Origin of the sequence: Methanobacterium lacus, assembly GCF_000191585.1 — an archaeon.
Taxonomy (GTDB): domain Archaea; phylum Methanobacteriota; class Methanobacteria; order Methanobacteriales; family Methanobacteriaceae; genus Methanobacterium_B; species Methanobacterium_B lacus.
Map to the genome: position 1 here is coordinate 2,463,618 of NC_015216.1, position 15,962 is coordinate 2,479,579.

The 15,962-nt window shown below is 37.2% G+C and carries 18 protein-coding genes; 13 read left to right on the forward strand and 5 right to left on the reverse strand.

Features of this window, described 5'->3' with window-relative positions; genetic code table 11:
- The 5 genes from METBO_RS12005 to METBO_RS12025 all read right to left on the reverse strand — a co-directional run bounded on the left by METBO_RS12005 (position 1) and on the right by METBO_RS12025 (position 4,701).
- The gene (locus tag METBO_RS12005) at positions 1–720 is read right to left on the reverse strand and encodes a sortase (RefSeq protein ID WP_013645988.1); all 720 of its coding nucleotides are present in this window, start codon (positions 718–720) and stop codon (positions 1–3) included.
- Between the two features lie 36 nt (positions 721–756).
- The gene (locus METBO_RS12010; RefSeq protein ID WP_013645989.1) at positions 757–1,710 is read right to left on the reverse strand and encodes a hypothetical protein; all 954 of its coding nucleotides are present in this window, start codon (positions 1,708–1,710) and stop codon (positions 757–759) included.
- Positions 1,711–1,792: 82 nt separating this feature from the next.
- Positions 1,793–3,283: a DUF515 domain-containing protein gene (locus METBO_RS12015; protein ID WP_013645990.1), complete on the reverse strand. Its 1,491-nt coding sequence runs from the start codon at positions 3,281–3,283 to the stop codon at positions 1,793–1,795.
- Positions 3,273–3,992 (reverse strand): archaetidylserine synthase, encoded by a 720-nt coding sequence (locus tag METBO_RS12020; RefSeq protein ID WP_013645991.1) that lies wholly within the window; start codon positions 3,990–3,992, stop codon positions 3,273–3,275. The genes METBO_RS12015 and METBO_RS12020 overlap by 11 nt, the downstream gene beginning before the upstream one ends.
- A 25-nt stretch (positions 3,993–4,017) precedes the next feature.
- Entirely contained in the window at positions 4,018–4,701 is a 684-nt protein-coding gene (locus tag METBO_RS12025; RefSeq protein WP_013645992.1) for an archaetidylserine decarboxylase, read from the reverse strand.
- 652 nt (positions 4,702–5,353) lie between these two features.
- Between METBO_RS12025 and METBO_RS12030 the strand changes: the two genes are divergently transcribed.
- From METBO_RS12030 to METBO_RS12090, 13 genes are all read left to right on the forward strand, one after another.
- A complete protein-coding gene (locus METBO_RS12030; protein WP_013645993.1) occupies positions 5,354–5,983 on the forward strand; it encodes a hypothetical protein in 630 nt (209 codons plus the stop codon).
- 1 nt (position 5,984) lies between these two features.
- Entirely contained in the window at positions 5,985–7,058 is a 1,074-nt protein-coding gene (locus METBO_RS12035; protein WP_013645994.1) for a rod shape-determining protein, read from the forward strand.
- A gap of 134 nt (positions 7,059–7,192) precedes the next feature.
- Complete coding sequence (gene rnhB, locus METBO_RS12040) at positions 7,193–7,807, forward strand: ribonuclease HII (RefSeq protein WP_013645995.1); 615 nt, start codon at positions 7,193–7,195, stop codon at positions 7,805–7,807.
- Complete coding sequence (locus METBO_RS12045) at positions 7,804–8,643, forward strand: MotA/TolQ/ExbB proton channel family protein (RefSeq protein ID WP_013645996.1); 840 nt, start codon at positions 7,804–7,806, stop codon at positions 8,641–8,643. The genes rnhB and METBO_RS12045 overlap by 4 nt, the downstream gene beginning before the upstream one ends.
- A 54-nt stretch (positions 8,644–8,697) precedes the next feature.
- Positions 8,698–9,090 carry an ExbD/TolR family protein gene (locus METBO_RS12050; RefSeq protein WP_013645997.1) on the forward strand — a complete coding sequence of 131 codons (393 nt, stop codon included), beginning with the start codon at positions 8,698–8,700 and terminating at the stop codon, positions 9,088–9,090.
- 55 nt (positions 9,091–9,145) lie between these two features.
- Complete coding sequence (locus tag METBO_RS12055) at positions 9,146–9,748, forward strand: IMP cyclohydrolase (RefSeq protein WP_048186801.1); 603 nt, start codon at positions 9,146–9,148, stop codon at positions 9,746–9,748.
- Positions 9,749–9,767: 19 nt separating this feature from the next.
- Positions 9,768–10,529, forward strand: a complete 762-nt coding sequence (locus tag METBO_RS12060; RefSeq protein ID WP_013645999.1) for a coenzyme F420-0:L-glutamate ligase — start codon at positions 9,768–9,770, stop codon at positions 10,527–10,529.
- 36 nt (positions 10,530–10,565) lie between these two features.
- A complete protein-coding gene (gene cofD, locus METBO_RS12065) occupies positions 10,566–11,471 on the forward strand; it encodes a 2-phospho-L-lactate transferase (protein WP_013646000.1) in 906 nt (301 codons plus the stop codon).
- Positions 11,468–12,229 (forward strand): GTP cyclohydrolase III, encoded by a 762-nt coding sequence (locus tag METBO_RS12070; RefSeq protein ID WP_013646001.1) that lies wholly within the window; start codon positions 11,468–11,470, stop codon positions 12,227–12,229. Before cofD ends, METBO_RS12070 begins: the two co-directional genes overlap by 4 nt.
- Positions 12,230–12,325: 96 nt before the next feature.
- Positions 12,326–13,042 (forward strand): MJ0144 family RNA dihydrouridine synthase-like protein, encoded by a 717-nt coding sequence (locus METBO_RS12075; RefSeq protein ID WP_013646002.1) that lies wholly within the window; start codon positions 12,326–12,328, stop codon positions 13,040–13,042.
- A gap of 165 nt (positions 13,043–13,207) precedes the next feature.
- The gene (atwA, locus tag METBO_RS12080; protein ID WP_013646003.1) at positions 13,208–14,809 is read left to right on the forward strand and encodes a methyl coenzyme M reductase system, component A2; all 1,602 of its coding nucleotides are present in this window, start codon (positions 13,208–13,210) and stop codon (positions 14,807–14,809) included.
- Positions 14,810–14,813: 4 nt separating this feature from the next.
- Positions 14,814–15,290, forward strand: coding sequence for a methanogenesis marker 9 domain-containing protein (locus tag METBO_RS12085; RefSeq protein WP_013646004.1), 477 nt, complete (start codon positions 14,814–14,816; stop codon positions 15,288–15,290).
- 1 nt (position 15,291) lies between these two features.
- Positions 15,292–15,918 (forward strand): precorrin-2 dehydrogenase/sirohydrochlorin ferrochelatase family protein, encoded by a 627-nt coding sequence (locus METBO_RS12090; protein ID WP_013646005.1) that lies wholly within the window; start codon positions 15,292–15,294, stop codon positions 15,916–15,918.
- The last annotated feature ends 44 nt before the right edge of the window (positions 15,919–15,962 follow it).

Sequence of the window (15,962 nt, forward strand, 5' to 3'; positions counted from 1 at the left end):
TTAAACACCTAACAAATTATTAAACCATGATAGTTGAGATTCAATTGCATCTGGAGGAATGGGAAACAAGTACGCCAGAACCAGAAATGCTGTGATGGCTACAACTACTAAAAATATAATGTACTGATCATCCTTTATAGGATACAAAAAACTCAAGATCATGCCACCAACAAAGAAGCCAACCACAATAAATATTCCATATGGAGGCTCTGTACTGTGGGGTTGGGAATTGTTAATTGGATAAATAGATACCTGATTAGCTTCTATTATGAGCCGCTGTGCATCGGATCCCAATGGATAACAGGTTATTAAAAACAGTTTATTTCCCTGTTCAATGTTTAATCTGTATGAATCATCTACTACTGTTGAATTAACAACAGCGTACTCAACATTTCCTATTCCTGGCCACGCCACAGTGATGTTATCACCAGTCTTGAGTTTGTCAAGATTTAAAAATGGTGATCCATGAAAGGTCCTGTGTCCAAAAAGGGCAGTGGTTCCAAAACTTGGTTTAGCAGATTGTGGATCGTAATAAATTCCATAATCCACTGATTTATTGTTAATTGCTTGATCTACATTTATAGATGGAATTTCTATGTACGGAGTATTTGTGCTGTTTTGGGAACTGTTGTCTGACGATGAGTAATAGCTCACTTCAATCAAACAGTAGAGGGATATGATTACTATTCCAATTAAAACGAATAAAGTTGAGAGTTTCATAGTTCTTTGATCTTAATGAACTCCCAACTAATAAATTTATCGTAGCACTCTAGCGTAAATTATACCACAAGCTATAATAATCCCACCTATAAGGAATAATCCCCACGGCACCCCAGTATTTTTAGTTGGTAGCGTTGATGAAGCATTTCCATGGCTCGGATCGTTAATTTGTGTGGAACCTGTCTTTTTGTTAGCCGGTGTTACAGATGTGCCATTTGGATAAGTGTAAGTGTAGGAGTATCCCTTGGTTTGACCAGGGTACAATGTAACATCCCATGCAGCTGTCTGAGCACTTGGATTCTCATTATCAATATAACTCACTGTAGGAGAACTACTGGTTAAAACAGAGTTCATTGGTACTATTGGAGCCCTAACTAAACCTTCAACCCTAGGACCAGAAGCTACCATATTTTTGAGATAGAAGAAAAATGTTCCCTGCCATTTAACAACTTGTAAATTAGGGTTTAAATATTCTAATTCGTTTGGAAGGAACCAGCTTGATGTTAATCCTGGATCATTTACTGTTGGCCAGAAAGTATTAGCTGAGTCTCCCCTTTGGATATACCAAGGTGCTGGAGGGTTACTTTCCTTGAGTGCAAATGTCACAGTTTTTGTCTGTCCCGCATCAATTTCCCATCCCAAATCCCCTGCAGGATTGATGGAATTTATCATTCTGATTGCAGAAGGATTGGTTGACAAGATGACCCAATCAATGGCAGATGAATTAGTTCCTGTAACAGTCACAGTTCCATCACCAGTGTACTGTTGGCTGACCTTGAAGAACTCAGCATGATCGTTGTTGTTGTGAACAGTTAAGCTGATGGTAGCTTGAAGGTAGGTGAACTGTAGCGTGGATCCTGTACCCTGTATCCATGCCTGTTGATCGTTACTTTCACCAAATGTTTCTGCTGATACCATATTGGATGATGCTAATCCTACTATTAAGACTAGAATAGCTACAGAAATAATGTAAATATTGTTAAGATCCATTTTATATCCCCATTACCCTTGAAACAAAGTAAAGATAAGATCTGCATAAACCTGCAGACCTTCTAAAAATTTTTTTTTAGTTCTATGAACCATATATCTGATGGAGTTCTGTTATCATCCATTCAGGAGCCCTTTGAGTTGGAACAACAAGATAAAGACTTGAACCTGCCACAACATTGTCGTTTTGAATAACCCACAATGCATTTTCCCTCGGTACTTCCAGAACAACCAGGTAATTGTTGGTTAGATCTCCTAGATTCGAAACCCTTTCAAAGTCTGATAACCTCCAACCATACGCATTCAGGAGAGAAGTGATCTGAGCTTCATTCCAGTTTCTCGATGCACCTGCCTTTAAAAGTGCCTCAACATTACCCTGAGCAGATTGACTGGTTAATGTGGAAACCCCAGCACCGTTAACTGAAAATTGTTGTTGATGTGTTAGGTTTGCATCAGTTGAAGTGTAAATACCATTAGATGTGTCCCTAAGTATAGCTAACACAGTAGCTCCACTTATTTCTGGTGATGACGTTGTGGTGGTGGTGGTTGTTGGTTGTGCCTGTGTGGTGTTGTTACCAGATGAAGTTGTTTGAGAAGTGTTCACATTCTGATAAACATCAACTGAATCACCAACGTTAATTAAACCACCCGCAGCCTGTATTCTTGAAATGTAAACTGGAACCGCAACAGTATCTGGGGTAACAATTTCCATGTTAGCAAGTACACTTGCATCTGCTTCATTTACAATTATTCCCGCGGCAGTGGTGTTTAATATCAAGTTTTTAACATTAGCACTAGATGTACCCGCACTCGAAGTAGATGTGTCGGCTGCTGTTCCGTTGGTTCCACCACCTGTTTGTGAAGGAACGGAATAACTTATTTGAACCCGGTTATATGGATCCTTCTTAAGATTTATCTGTTGATTCTGATAATCTCTCCAAGCACTGGTTGCAGGTCCTATAACATCTACAGCAAGAACCTGATCAGGTGTTTGCCCTGAATCAATGTCAGCTAGAAGAAGAGTTTTATGTGGATCAGCAGATAATGCTCCTTTGAAATAAGAGTTTACTTCATTTATCTTGGCCATTTTAGCACTGTTTAGTGTATCTTGGTACGGACCATAAACTAAGAAATAATAGCCAGCCCCTACCAGAATGATCAAAATAATTCCAAAAACAGCAGCACCAACTAGAGTCCTTTGATCATCTTCAGGAAGTTTTTTCCCAAATCCTCCTCCAATCCCAGCCAATCCCCCGGATTTCTTTTTCTCAGGAGTTCTTAATCTAGGCTTAGAATCTATTGGTTTGGATGTTGGTTTAGTTATTGGCCGAGGCATTTTTCGCTCAGCAGCTGGTTTCTTCGAAACAATTTTAGGCTTAGATGAACTATTTAGCTTAGAATCAGACTTACTCGTATCAGTGTCGTCGTCCTTGGGCTTACCAGAGACCTTACCCACCATGTCTTTCAAACGACCACCTATATCTGAATTATCCGAATCAGGTTTTTTGCCATTTTTTCGGAGATCAGGCGTGTCATTCTTATCTTTATCTTTTTTTCCTAATATCTTATCTAACATTTGGACCACTTCTGCGGAGCTTGGAGTATAAACCCATAAAAGGTACCGTTATTAAATATATTAAAGAGACAATGAATAAAAGCTTTGCAGGAATATTTGCAATTATTGATGAAAAGTTCTGAGGCAGTAACGTTAAAAATATCAACAAACTACCAATAACAACTACGCTGCTACTCCTAAATTTAGGATACTCAACTGTACTAACCATCATCAATGATATCACAACCATTATGAGCATTGCCAAATCTGCTTGGAAAAAGCCTGAAAGATAAAATGATCCCAGGATCAAAGCAGTTGTTGGTATGGGTAAGCCCACAAATTTTTCATCCTTAACTTCACCCGAATTAACAATTACATTAAACCTTGCAAGTCTTAATACCCCACATAATAGTATTAGGAGTGCTACTCCTATATTAAGGTATGGTATCCCAAACGTTGAAGTAGCTGTAATCAAAAGCATTCCCGGTGCAACACCGAAAGAAATTACATCAGATAATGAGTCAATATTTTCTCCAAATCCATACTGATCTACTCTTTTTGTTCTTCTTGCAACCCAACCATCAAGCGAATCAAAAATGACTGCAATCAACATAAACTGTGCTGCAAGGTCCAAATACCCTTTAAAAGCCATTACTATCGATAAAAATCCAAAAGACGCATTGGCTAGCGAAACCAAATCTGCGTAGGACATAAAATTTTTGATATTCATTCTAAAAAACTCCAATTAAAATATTTCAGTTCGCATTCAATTCACTGTTGAACATTGCCATTATAGTCTCCCCTGCTGTTGGTTTTTCCCCTTCAAAAACCATCACCCTAAATTTATCGTAGGGAATTATTAAATTAACACGGGATCCAAATCTTATCATTCCCAACCTGTCACCTATCGTAACTGTATCCCCAGGCTGCACATACTGTACAATTCTCCTGGCAACAAAGCCTGCAATCTGTATCACTCCGACTTTTCCATACTCTGAATCAATAACAATTAAATTTTTTTCGTTTACTGTGTGAACATCTCCCATGGCAATTTTAAATTTACCAGGATAATATTTAGTTTCCAAAATCTTACCAGAAACAGGAGCTCTCTGCACATGAACATCAAATGGCGACATGAATGTGCTAATTAAAATTCCCTTTTCCCCATCCTTCAATATTTTTCCCATAACAGGATCATCCTGCACAGTAACTATCCTTAAGAAGTCAATTTTTCCCTGCAGTACTTTACCATCTGCAGGTGCAACAACCACTCCATCCCCATCAGGAATTTTTCTCTGGGGATCTCTGAAAAACTGCATGAAAAATGCTATTATTGAAAAAATGATGAAACTAATGATAAAGTAACCAAAAAGGAAAGGCAACACAGCAATGGTTAATAAAATTCCAATTTTCTTTTTTGATAAACCTTTAACAAACACTATAAATTCCCCACTTTAAATAATCCCGTTAATATATTTATTGGATAACAATTATACTAATATTAGACCTTGAATCTGTAAATTTTGTTATTTTATTAAATCTACTAACTAATAAATATCATACTCAAATTTTTAAATAAATTATAATTGTAACAAACCATCAATTTATGATGTGCTAACTAAACTATTATGTCAATTGATACCTAAAAGTTTATATAATGTAATATTAAAATCAATAGATTCGAATGAATATAATAATTTCAAAAAATTTCAATTAAAAACAACGAAATTCTGCCAAATATTGGCTGAATATTATCCTAAGGTGATTGATGATTCTTTCCAAACAGATCTAAGATTTTTTTTATTTGCTAATTGACTGTAAACAAAAGTTAAAATTTAAGGCTGATGGAAAGGAACGAATCTGTAGATTTTTTTAATGTTTCTTTTAAGAGCTTCGAAAATTTTTATAGAAGTTTATTTAAATTAGATTCTAAAATAGATCAATTAATATATAAGAGTATATACATCGGAAATAACACATTGATGTTTACATTTAGATTTTGAATCTGGAAGGTATCAGAGTATAATATTAGAAAATTTTCATTAATTTATCGATCAATGAATCTTTCCACAAACTGTAAGCGTGGTAAAAATGATAGAGAATAAGATAAAAACCTTGAGACAAGCTGCCAAAGTTTCCACCATGCAGGAATCCGACGAAATATGGTGCGTTATAGCTGGAAATGAAGAGATGGTTAATAACATTGCATACGCAGCTATCACTGACAAGGATAGGGTTAAAATCCTTCGCAGAGAACATATTAATAGCAAAGAATCATTTGTAACCAAAAAATTCGATTTTATTTTGTTACACGGAGACATAAACAAGATTAGAGATTTGAGCTTGTTATGCAAAGAGAATGGTGGTGCATATCTAAAAATAGCCCCATATTACGTATTAAATGAACCCAATTTAATTTTATCTGTGGGTCCTGAAAATTCCATTAAAAAATTCATGGGAGACTGTGAAAAGTCTCGATTAAATATTAATTTTCTTATTGAAGACAAAACTACCGGTTTCATAGAAACCGATGTCTACATCACCAATGTTTTACCTGATTTTGTGCGCAGCACTATTGACCCATTATTTAAAATGGCAGATGTAGCATTGTCAACAGTTTTAATCTCTGCAGAAGAAGAGGTTATTCCTAAAATTAAGGAAATTGCTAAGGTTAATAAGATATTTGTAATTGAATTCAACAAAATTTTGAAGGAGGAGTGAAATGTTCGATTTTCTAAAGAAAAATGATGAAGTAGATGTTAAAAAGAAAGCCCTCACAGACACTCTAGGGATCGATTTAGGAACCCTTAACACAGTTGTGGCAAAACCATCCGGAGATAAATTCGACTTATATAAAATTCCATCAGTGGTAGCTGTTAAAAAAGAAGACCCTGCATACGTACTGGCAGTTGGTGAAGAAGCAAAATCCATGCTTGGAAGAACTCCTGAAGACATCATAGCTGTTAGACCCCTAAGGAAAGGTGTCATTGAAAGTATTGCACAGGCAGAAGCTCTTTTAGTTTATGCCATTGACAAAGGCTCGGGTGAAAAGAACGCCAGCATAGATAGAATAGTTGTTGGCATACCTGGAGATGCATCAGAAGTTGAAAAAAGAGCCGTTGAAGAGATTGGTATTAAAGCTGGTGCAAATTATGTTCTCGTCATAAGTGAAGGACTTTCAGCAGCCATAGGTGCAGGTTTACCAATTGCAGAAGCAGCAGGGACCATGGTAATAGACATAGGTGCAGGTTCAAGTGATATCGTTGTGATATCCCTCGGAGGAATCACTGACATTGAAACCATCAGGGATGGTGGGGATGATATCGATAAAAATATTGTGGAAAAGGTTAAAGAACTCTACAATGTAGAAATTGGTATACATGAAGCTGAAAAAGCCAAAATTGCCGTAGGTATGGTCCATTCTGATGCAGATGTTGAAAATTTAATCAACACAGCCATAGGAAAATCAATGGAAACCAACAAACCTAAACAGGTAGAAATTGATTCTAAAATCGTTGCAGATGCTGCTGAACCAATAGTTAAGAATCTTATTGAAGCACTCGCAGTAGTTCTTGAACGCATGTCCCCCGAACTAATTTCCGGTGTCTACAACAAAACCGTTGTTGTGGGTGGAACCTCACAGTTAAGGGGCTTAAAAGAAAGGATCTATCAGGAAGTGGGAGTTCCAGTCGAAATATCAGACGACCCCATGACAGTAGTAGCTAAAGGAGCAGCCATAGTTGCAGCAGAACCAAGAGCTCTCGAACCTGAAGTACGTTTAAAAGCTATGAAATAATTTATTTACTTTTTTTTTATTTACTATTTTTCTGGCCTAACAGTTGTCGTATCTTCCATTCAAAATTGTACATAAAACTGAATAGGAAAGGTTATCTAATTTGAGTTATTGATTTAAAATTTGGTATTAATAAAATGAAGATCGTTGGTATAGATGAGGCAGGAAGAGGATCAGTCTTAGGGCCCCTCGTAGTTTGTGGTGTTTCAATCGAAGAAGAAAGATTGAAATATCTAGAAAGACTCAAGTTGAAGGATTCTAAAAAAGTCACTCCAAAAAGGAGAATTGTTTTATACAGGAAAATTAAAAAAATTGCTGATTGCCACCCAGTACACATAAGTGCAGCAGATATTGATCTGTTAAGATCCAAGGATGTTAACTTGAACGAGATCGAAAAGATTGCCATAAAACAGATCATTGGGAACTGTGATCCCGACATTTCATACATAGACTGCATTGATGTTAAACCAGAAAGATTTACCAACGAGATAGAGAATTTTCAAGAGAATCTAAAAGTTGTTGCAGAACATGGAGCAGATGATACTTACCCCATTGTTTCTGCTGCATCCATAGTTGCTAAGGTTGAACGTGACCAGGAAATTTCCAGGCTGAAAAAAGAATTTGGTGAGATTGGATCGGGTTACCCTAGCGATCCTAAAACAGTTGCATACTTGAAAGCTACACCCTACAAAGAGCTCCCAATCTTCGTCAGAAGATCCTGGTCTACAGTTGAAAAAATGAGGCTAAAATGATAATCGAATTTTTTACGGGTTCCTTTGCCACCATCCTAGAAATGTTTAAGAGTGGAGGCATAATCACCTACATAATTACAATAATAGGGATTTACGGCGTTATACTTTCTTTTGAAAAAATTTTGTACCTTAGAAAGGTTTCTAAAGTCAGTTTACCCCAGATAATGAGTACTGTGAATGATTCAATGGAAAGGGGAGGATCCCTTGAGGCCCTTCGTTCCCTTGGAAAGTATCAAAACCCTATATCTAAGATAACTTCTGAAGCCCTTAAGATCGGCTACAGAAACAATGTAGAGGTTGAAGATGCGATGGAAAGGGTTTTCATAGTCGAAATGGGAAACATGACCAAGGGTTTAAACAGCCTTAAAACCATAATCGAAATAGCACCACTGCTTGGTTTGATAGGTACAGTTATTGGAATTTGGGTGACATTTAAGGCCATGGGAATCTCTGCAAACACTTCTCAAATGGCTGAAGGAATATACATCGCACTTATAACTACCATTGCAGGTTTAACTGTTGCCATCGTCATTTTGCCCATGTACTCCTACATCAACAGTAAAATCGAAGAAGAAATCGATAAAATTGATATTGCAAAGAAAATGACCAATTGGAGAACTGCAGAAATCCGTATAAAAGTGGATTCATGCATAGAAAATGCTATTGAAGCCCTTCAAGAATCTAACGGAGTGATTGAAGTCAGGCATATCTCGGATCCCGAAGCGAATATATGGATTTCCATCGATCCAAACAGGTTAGATCGAAGTATTAACAATATCGTAAAGGAAAAATGCAATTTGGATCCTCAGATCATCGAAAGTAAACTGATGCAGTGATAAATTTAAAATATTGAATAATTTGTATGAAATAGTAGAAGTGGGGAAATTATTATGGTGTTGGATACAAGCAGATACAGAAACAAGTTGAAACAGAGCAGTCCCCAGGTAAATTTAGTGCCCCTTATAGATGTTATTTTTACCATTCTAATATTTTTAATGGTTGCAGCAAGCTTTCAAGGATCTGCTGATGTTGACTCTGGAAAACCACAGATCAATCAAACAACAGGACCTTCTGATTATTATCTCATCCCAGTGGCAGGATTGAAAACAGTCACAGTTAATGGTGTGGATATGTCTAAAGACATTAGAAATGGTGCGATAGCAGTTCATACCTCGGTAATTGATCAGGGCGATATCAACATAAAAGCTAAAGAAGGGGCCATTGTCATTACAGCTCCCGCAGGAATATCTCCTGAACAAGCAGTGAATGTTCCACAATCCTAACAATAAATTTTATGGTCTGTTTATAATAATTATTAAAAGTAAAAAAGGTGATGACGTGTATCTAGGAAGAATTTTAGCATTAGGAACAACAGAAACTGGAAATTTTGTGGCTTACAGGGTTTCAAGCCGATCTTTTCCAAACAGAACCGCAAAAACATTTGAAGACAGAGTCTCCATAGTTCCCACAGAAGGAAATGAAAAAGACGTTTTTAAAAATCCGTACATAGCATACAATTCCATTAGAATCATTGAAGATAAGGCAGTGGTATCAAACGGAGGGCACACTGACGTAATTGCAGATAAAATAGCATCTGGAATGAGTATTAGGGATTCAATGGCATTATCCTTACTTTCAATGGACTATGAAAAGGATGATTTCAACACCCCAAGAATAGCAGGAGTCACAACCCTTAGTGGAGATTCCTATATTGGAATAGTTACCCATGAAGATCTTATTGTGGAAAAACTTGAAAAGGGAACCTGTGCATACATTTCAACTTATGAACAGATTAAACCGAAAACAGTGAAGTACGATGCAAACAATGCCCAGGAAGCAGCACAGTACATCATGGATCAGGGAAAATTCAGTGAATTTACCAATCCTGTGACATCTACAGCGGCATTTGGAACAGATAAATGGAACTTGAGTTCAATATAAATTTTTAATAGGTGTATAAATGTGTGTGAAACTCATTGGCATTAAAAACATACCAATGATAGGTCAAGGAGATGATGTTGGAACCATCATCATCGAAGCTGCAAAATCTGAGGGTCTTGAAATAATGGATCATGATGTTTTTGTGGTTGCAGAAACTGTGGTTTCAAAGGCTGAAGGAAATTTGATAAAACTGGATTCAATAGAGGTCAGTGAACAAGCCCTAGAAATTTCCGAAAAAACATCGAAGGATCCTAGGATCGTTCAAACAATAATTGATGAATCCGTAGAAATTATCAAAGTCGGACCTAACTTCATAATATCCGAAACAAAACATGGTTTTGTATGTGCAAATGCCGGCATTGATGAGTCCAATGTAGAAACTGGTTTTCTAAAACCCATTCCCCATGATTCAGATGAGAGTGCTTCCATAATTAGGACAACCATTGAGTCTGCTACAGGAAAAAATGTAGCAGTAATATTATCTGACACACAAGGCCGTCCATTCAGGGAAGGTGCAGTTGGAGTTGCACTGGGAGTATCTGGTATAGATCCAGTTTGGAACAGACAAGGAGAAACAGATCTCTTTGAGAGAGAACTTGAAACAACCACCATAGCTGTTGCAGATGAATTGGCATCAGCAGCTTCCATTGTAATGGGCCAAGCAGCTGAGGGTTTGCCAGTCATAATAGTACGAGGTGTGGAATACGCTGAAAAATTGAGATCCACCACTTCAAATATAAAACCTATTCTAAGACCAAAGAAATTCGATGTTTTTAGATGAAAACTTTTACATGTAAAAAAACACTAGTTGATCAATATGATAACAGTACTTTCAGGAGGGACTGGTACCCCCAAATTATTAGAGGGTCTTGTTAAGGTTTCTGATCCAAAAAATCTCAACATCATTGTCAACACACTAGAAAATGATTACTTTTCCGGGGTTTATGTTGCTGCAGATATTGACACAGTAATGTATACCCTAGCAGGGATCATCAACACCGAAACTTGGTATGGTATTGAGAATGATACATTTATAACCCATGAAACTTTAAAGGAGATCAACTGCCCTGAAACTCTTCGAATTGGAGACAAAGACAGGGCCACAAAAATTCAAAAAACCATGCTCATGGAAAAATATCCATTATCCACGGTTGTAAATATTCAGAAAAATGCTTTAGGGATTAAATCAGAAATCAAACCCATGAGCAACGATAAATCCAATATAACCATCGTTACAGACCAAGGTGAAATGAAATTTCATGAATTTCTCATTGAAAAACAAGGAAAACCTCATGTTAAAGATATTTTCTACAACCAAGTCGAACCATCACCGGGTCTAATTGAATCTATTGAAGAATCTGAAATGGTTATTTTAGGGCCTTCCAACCCCATAACCTCTTTATGGCCAATTATATCCATGAAACATGTGGTTAAAACTCTTGAAAAAGCTTATGTTGTAGGTATTTCCCCAATAATAGGAAATTCTCCTGTTAGTGGGCCTGCAGCAAAATTTATGAATGCATTAGGACATGATGTATCATGTTTTGGTGTTGCAAAAATGTACTCAAAATTTTTAGACAAATTCATTATTGACCTCGTGGATGTCGACTACAAAGATCAAATAGAAAGACTAATACCAGAGGCAGTAGTAACAAACACCAACATGAAGAACATCGGAGATAAAATGATGTTAGCCAAAATTAGTTTGGGTGAAATTATATGATTCAAATGACTCTAATTCAGATCGATAACTATGGTCCATGGACTGTAACACCAACACCACGGGCCGAAGCAGACCTTCAGATTCTGCAATCAGAACTTTACGCAGATCTTCAAAGACAGTTTGCAGCTAAGGGAGGACTTGTATTTTTCACCCGTTTCGATAACATGCTTGCAGTTACAAACGGTGTGGATATGGAGGATCACAAAAGGATTCAAAAATCCATAGGAAACAGATACCCAATTACCATCAGTATGGGAGTTGGAGCAGCTGAAACTCCATACGAAGCACAGCGCAAAGCAACAAATGCTCTCCAAAATTATGGTGGAGCCCAGTCAGAAGATAGGACTGAAGTTCTTGCCATTGACGGGCTTGTGAAAGCTGACGAAAGTTTCGTTCAAATAGCACACATAGACATAAACGGGATTACAGATTCTTTAACAGACATCATCCCTGCCTATGATACTTCTTTTATAGTTAATCGAGTCCAACACTTTTTAATGAAAAAACTTATCGAAAAAGGTTCGCTTCTTTTCTTCATAGGAGGAGACAACTTCATGTCTCCATGCAACGGGTTAAACCCTGAAGGACTACTTAAGATCATAGAAGAAATAGAAGATGAAATAAACATTGCTCTTAAAGCAGGTGTTGGTAAAGCACCGACCGCAGAAAAAGCTGCTAATCTAGCAGATCTGGCTCTAGAAGAGATCAGAGGCGGATTTACATACAATTTAGTGCATGTTATGAAAAATGAAGAGTAGTTAGGAATAAATTAAATTGGATTTATAGAAATCAATTAATTCTAATTTTTTTTCATAAAAATTTTATGGAGGAAACCCATTGAAGTACTAGCGCCAATGGCCGGTGTAACCGATGGAAAATTCTGCAGAGGAATGATAGATTATGGATTTGATCTTCTGACCCTTGGAGGGTACAATGCAGAAAAAGCATCCATCAATGCGGGATTAAAAATAATTCAAAGGGGCAGGAAAGAATTCCATGTAGAAGAGCCCGACTTGGTAAATCATATTACAAGTGAAGCTAAATACATCAAAGACGGTTCCAATAAAAATGTTGGAGTGTCTGTAAACCTTCGTGCAATAACTCCTGACCCAATCATAAAAATATCTAAAATTCCTGAAGTTGATGTTGTTGAGATAAATGCCCACTGCAGACAGGCAGAACTTGTTAAATCTGGCTATGGACAGGCTCTCATGAACTATCCTGATGAACTTTACAACCTGGTACACGGTACAGTTGAGGGATGTTCAAAACAAGTTTCTGTCAAAATCCGGGCCAACGTAGAAGGAGTAAACTATTTAAAAGTATTAGAAGCAATTGAAAATGCTGGAGCCCATTATATTCATGTAGATGCCATGAAACCAGGTTACGACTCTGCAGATTATGATTTTATAACATGGGTAAAGAGGAACACAGATTCATTTGTCATTGGAAACAACTCAATTAAAGACATTGCTTCTGCAAGAAAAATGTTATCCTCAGGAGCAGATGGAATATCCATTGCCAGAGCCGCGATTAGAGGAAATATACCCTTTGATATGTCCCTTGTTTAATACGAGGTGAAGTTACTAACTTCTCAAGTAGTTTGAAGATGTAAAAAAAATGTATCATGAAATTATATATTGTTTGAATCAAATAATTTAATAATAAATATTTTCAAAATAATTAAACGTTATTTCTTTGGCTAAAAAAATCTCAAATTCATAGAAGGTGGTCGAATGTCATTTATAGAACTTAAAAATGTCACAAAATCTTTTAACGATGTTAAAATCTTGAAAAATTTGAATATGACCATAGATGAAGGAAAAGTTTTGGGTATCCTTGGAAGGAGTGGCTCTGGAAAATCTGTACTCATAAACATGCTCCGTGGAATGAAAGAATACCGACCCGATGATGGCCAAATTTTGTATACAGTTGCAATTTGTCCGGAGTGTCTCAGGGTTGAACCTCCATCTGCAGCTGGAAAGATCTGTGGATGTGGGTGCGGATGTGAATTTGAATTAAAAACTATTGATTTCTGGAATAGTGAAAGGCAGGTATTTGCTGCAATTAAGCGCAGAATTTCCATCATGCTTCAAAGAACCTTCGCACTTTATGAAGATGATACTGTCATAGATAACGTTTTAAAATCAATAACTGGTCACGATGAAGAAGAAAGTACTTACATGGCAATTGATCTAATTGAAATGGCTCAAATGGCCCACAGAATTACACATATTGCCCGAGATCTCAGTGGTGGTGAAAAACAGAGGGTTGTGCTTGCAAGACAAATAGCCAAAGAACCTATGATATTCTTGGCTGATGAACCCACAGGTACACTCGACCCTAAAACAGCTGAACTGCTTCATCAAGCTTTGATCGAAGGGGTAAAAAATAAGGGTACTACCATGATCATCACCTCCCACTGGCCAGAAGTAATGAAAAAATTGTCAGACCATGTAATCTGGCTTGAAAAGGGAGAAATTATAGTTGAAGGAGATCCCGATACTGTTGTTAAAAAGTTCATGGATCAGGTTCCACTACCAGAGAAAAAGGAAGTCTACAAAACTGGAGGGCCCATAATAAAGATGGAAGGAGTGAAAAAGCACTACTACTCCATTGAAAGGGGTGTTGTGAAAGCTGTTGACGGAATTGATCTGGAAGTTGGGGAAAGTGAGATATTTGGAATTGTTGGTTTAAGCGGAGCCGGAAAAACCACACTGTCCAGAATATTGTATGGATTGACTGAACCCAGTAGCGGGAACATTGAAGTTAAATTAGGAGAAAACTGGATCGACATGACACAAAAAGGTCCCTTTGGTAGAGGCCGTGTAATTCCTTACCTTGGAATTTTACACCAAGAGTACAGTTTATATCCCCACAGAAACGTGCTAGGAAATCTAACTGAGGCCATAAGTCTCGAACTTCCAGCAGAATTCGCGAAGATGAAAGCTATTTATGTTTTAAAGGCTGTTGGTTTTGATGAAGAATATGCCGACAGTTTACTTACTAAATATCCTGATGAACTTAGTGGAGGAGAACGCCACAGAGTAGCTTTAGCCCAAGTGTTGATCAAGGAACCTAACATCATTATTTTAGATGAACCTACAGGTACCATGGATCCCATAACAAGGGTTCAAGTTACAGATTCAATTCAGAGGGCTAGGGACGAACTCAACCAAACATTCGTAATCATATCACACGATATGGATTTCGTGTTGGATGTTTGTGACAGAGCTGCACTCATGCGTGGTGGAAAAATTTTAAAAATAGGCGATCCAGTGGAAATTGTCGAAGATTTAACTCCAAAAGAAAAAGAAAAGATGCTTACGGAGGAATAAAATAATGGCATGGGAAGATTCACCATCACACGTATGCAGGGGAGGGGACAAACGTGCATTATCATTTTGTTGTCCACCAGTTAAACCCTGTCCAGTAATATACGCACTTGAAGATGCAGAACTGACTGCACAAAAATACGTAGAAATCAAAGAGAAATTTGCAGAAGAAACCAAACTTGGTCAAGGAGAAGGAACCTGTTTCGGTTCACTTGTATGGTGTTGTAAACCTTCAAAACCCTGCCCATTAAGGGACATGGTTATGAGAAGGATCGATATGAGTGTTGATGAATACATGGACCTTAAAAAACAGTTATCCGAACAATTAGTAGGACAACCAGAATCAAACACCAAGGAAAGTGTTGTTGCACTTGCTGAAACCTTCAACGTCACAGGAGAAGAAGCATTCAAAGTATTAAAGGAATGCGATAACGACGTTAAAAAAGCAGCTAAACTGCTTAAAATGAAAGATTTGGAGTTATAGGATGGGTTGGACTCCTCTCTACCTCAACATGGCAGATAAAAAAGTTTTGATTGTAGGTTCAGGAGAGGTTGGATCCAGACGATGTGAAAGATTTTTAGATGCTGGCGCCAAAGTTGTTTTGATTGGAGATCATGTGAATGATGATCTTGTTCAACTTGGAGCCATTGTAAAATCCATTGATGAACTTGGTCTGTGGATTGACTGGGCAGATATTGTTGTTGCAGCTTCTGGAGATCATGAATTAAATAACAGGGTTGGAGAAATGTCCGGAGATAAGTTAATTAACCGGGCAGACAATCCAAATGATGGGAATCTCATTGTACCATCATCTTTTTTCATAGGCGATGTACAAATATGTATATTTACAGGTGGGAAGAGCCCCCTCATGTCAAAGGAGTTAAGAAAAAAGATCCAAAAAGTAATAAAACCTGAGGATATATACCAACTCGAACTACAATACTATGCTAGAAATATCTTAAAACAAAATATTGATGATCAGAAAATTCGAAGGGAATATCTTTACAAAATTTTAGAGGATCTAAAAATTAAAGAACTGTTAAACAAAGGCGATTTGGAATCTGCCAAAAAACATGCATCTACGATCATAGATACCATTGATCAAGCTTGATTTCCAACTCTGATCTGTAAATCTTTATAACATTAATAATTTCA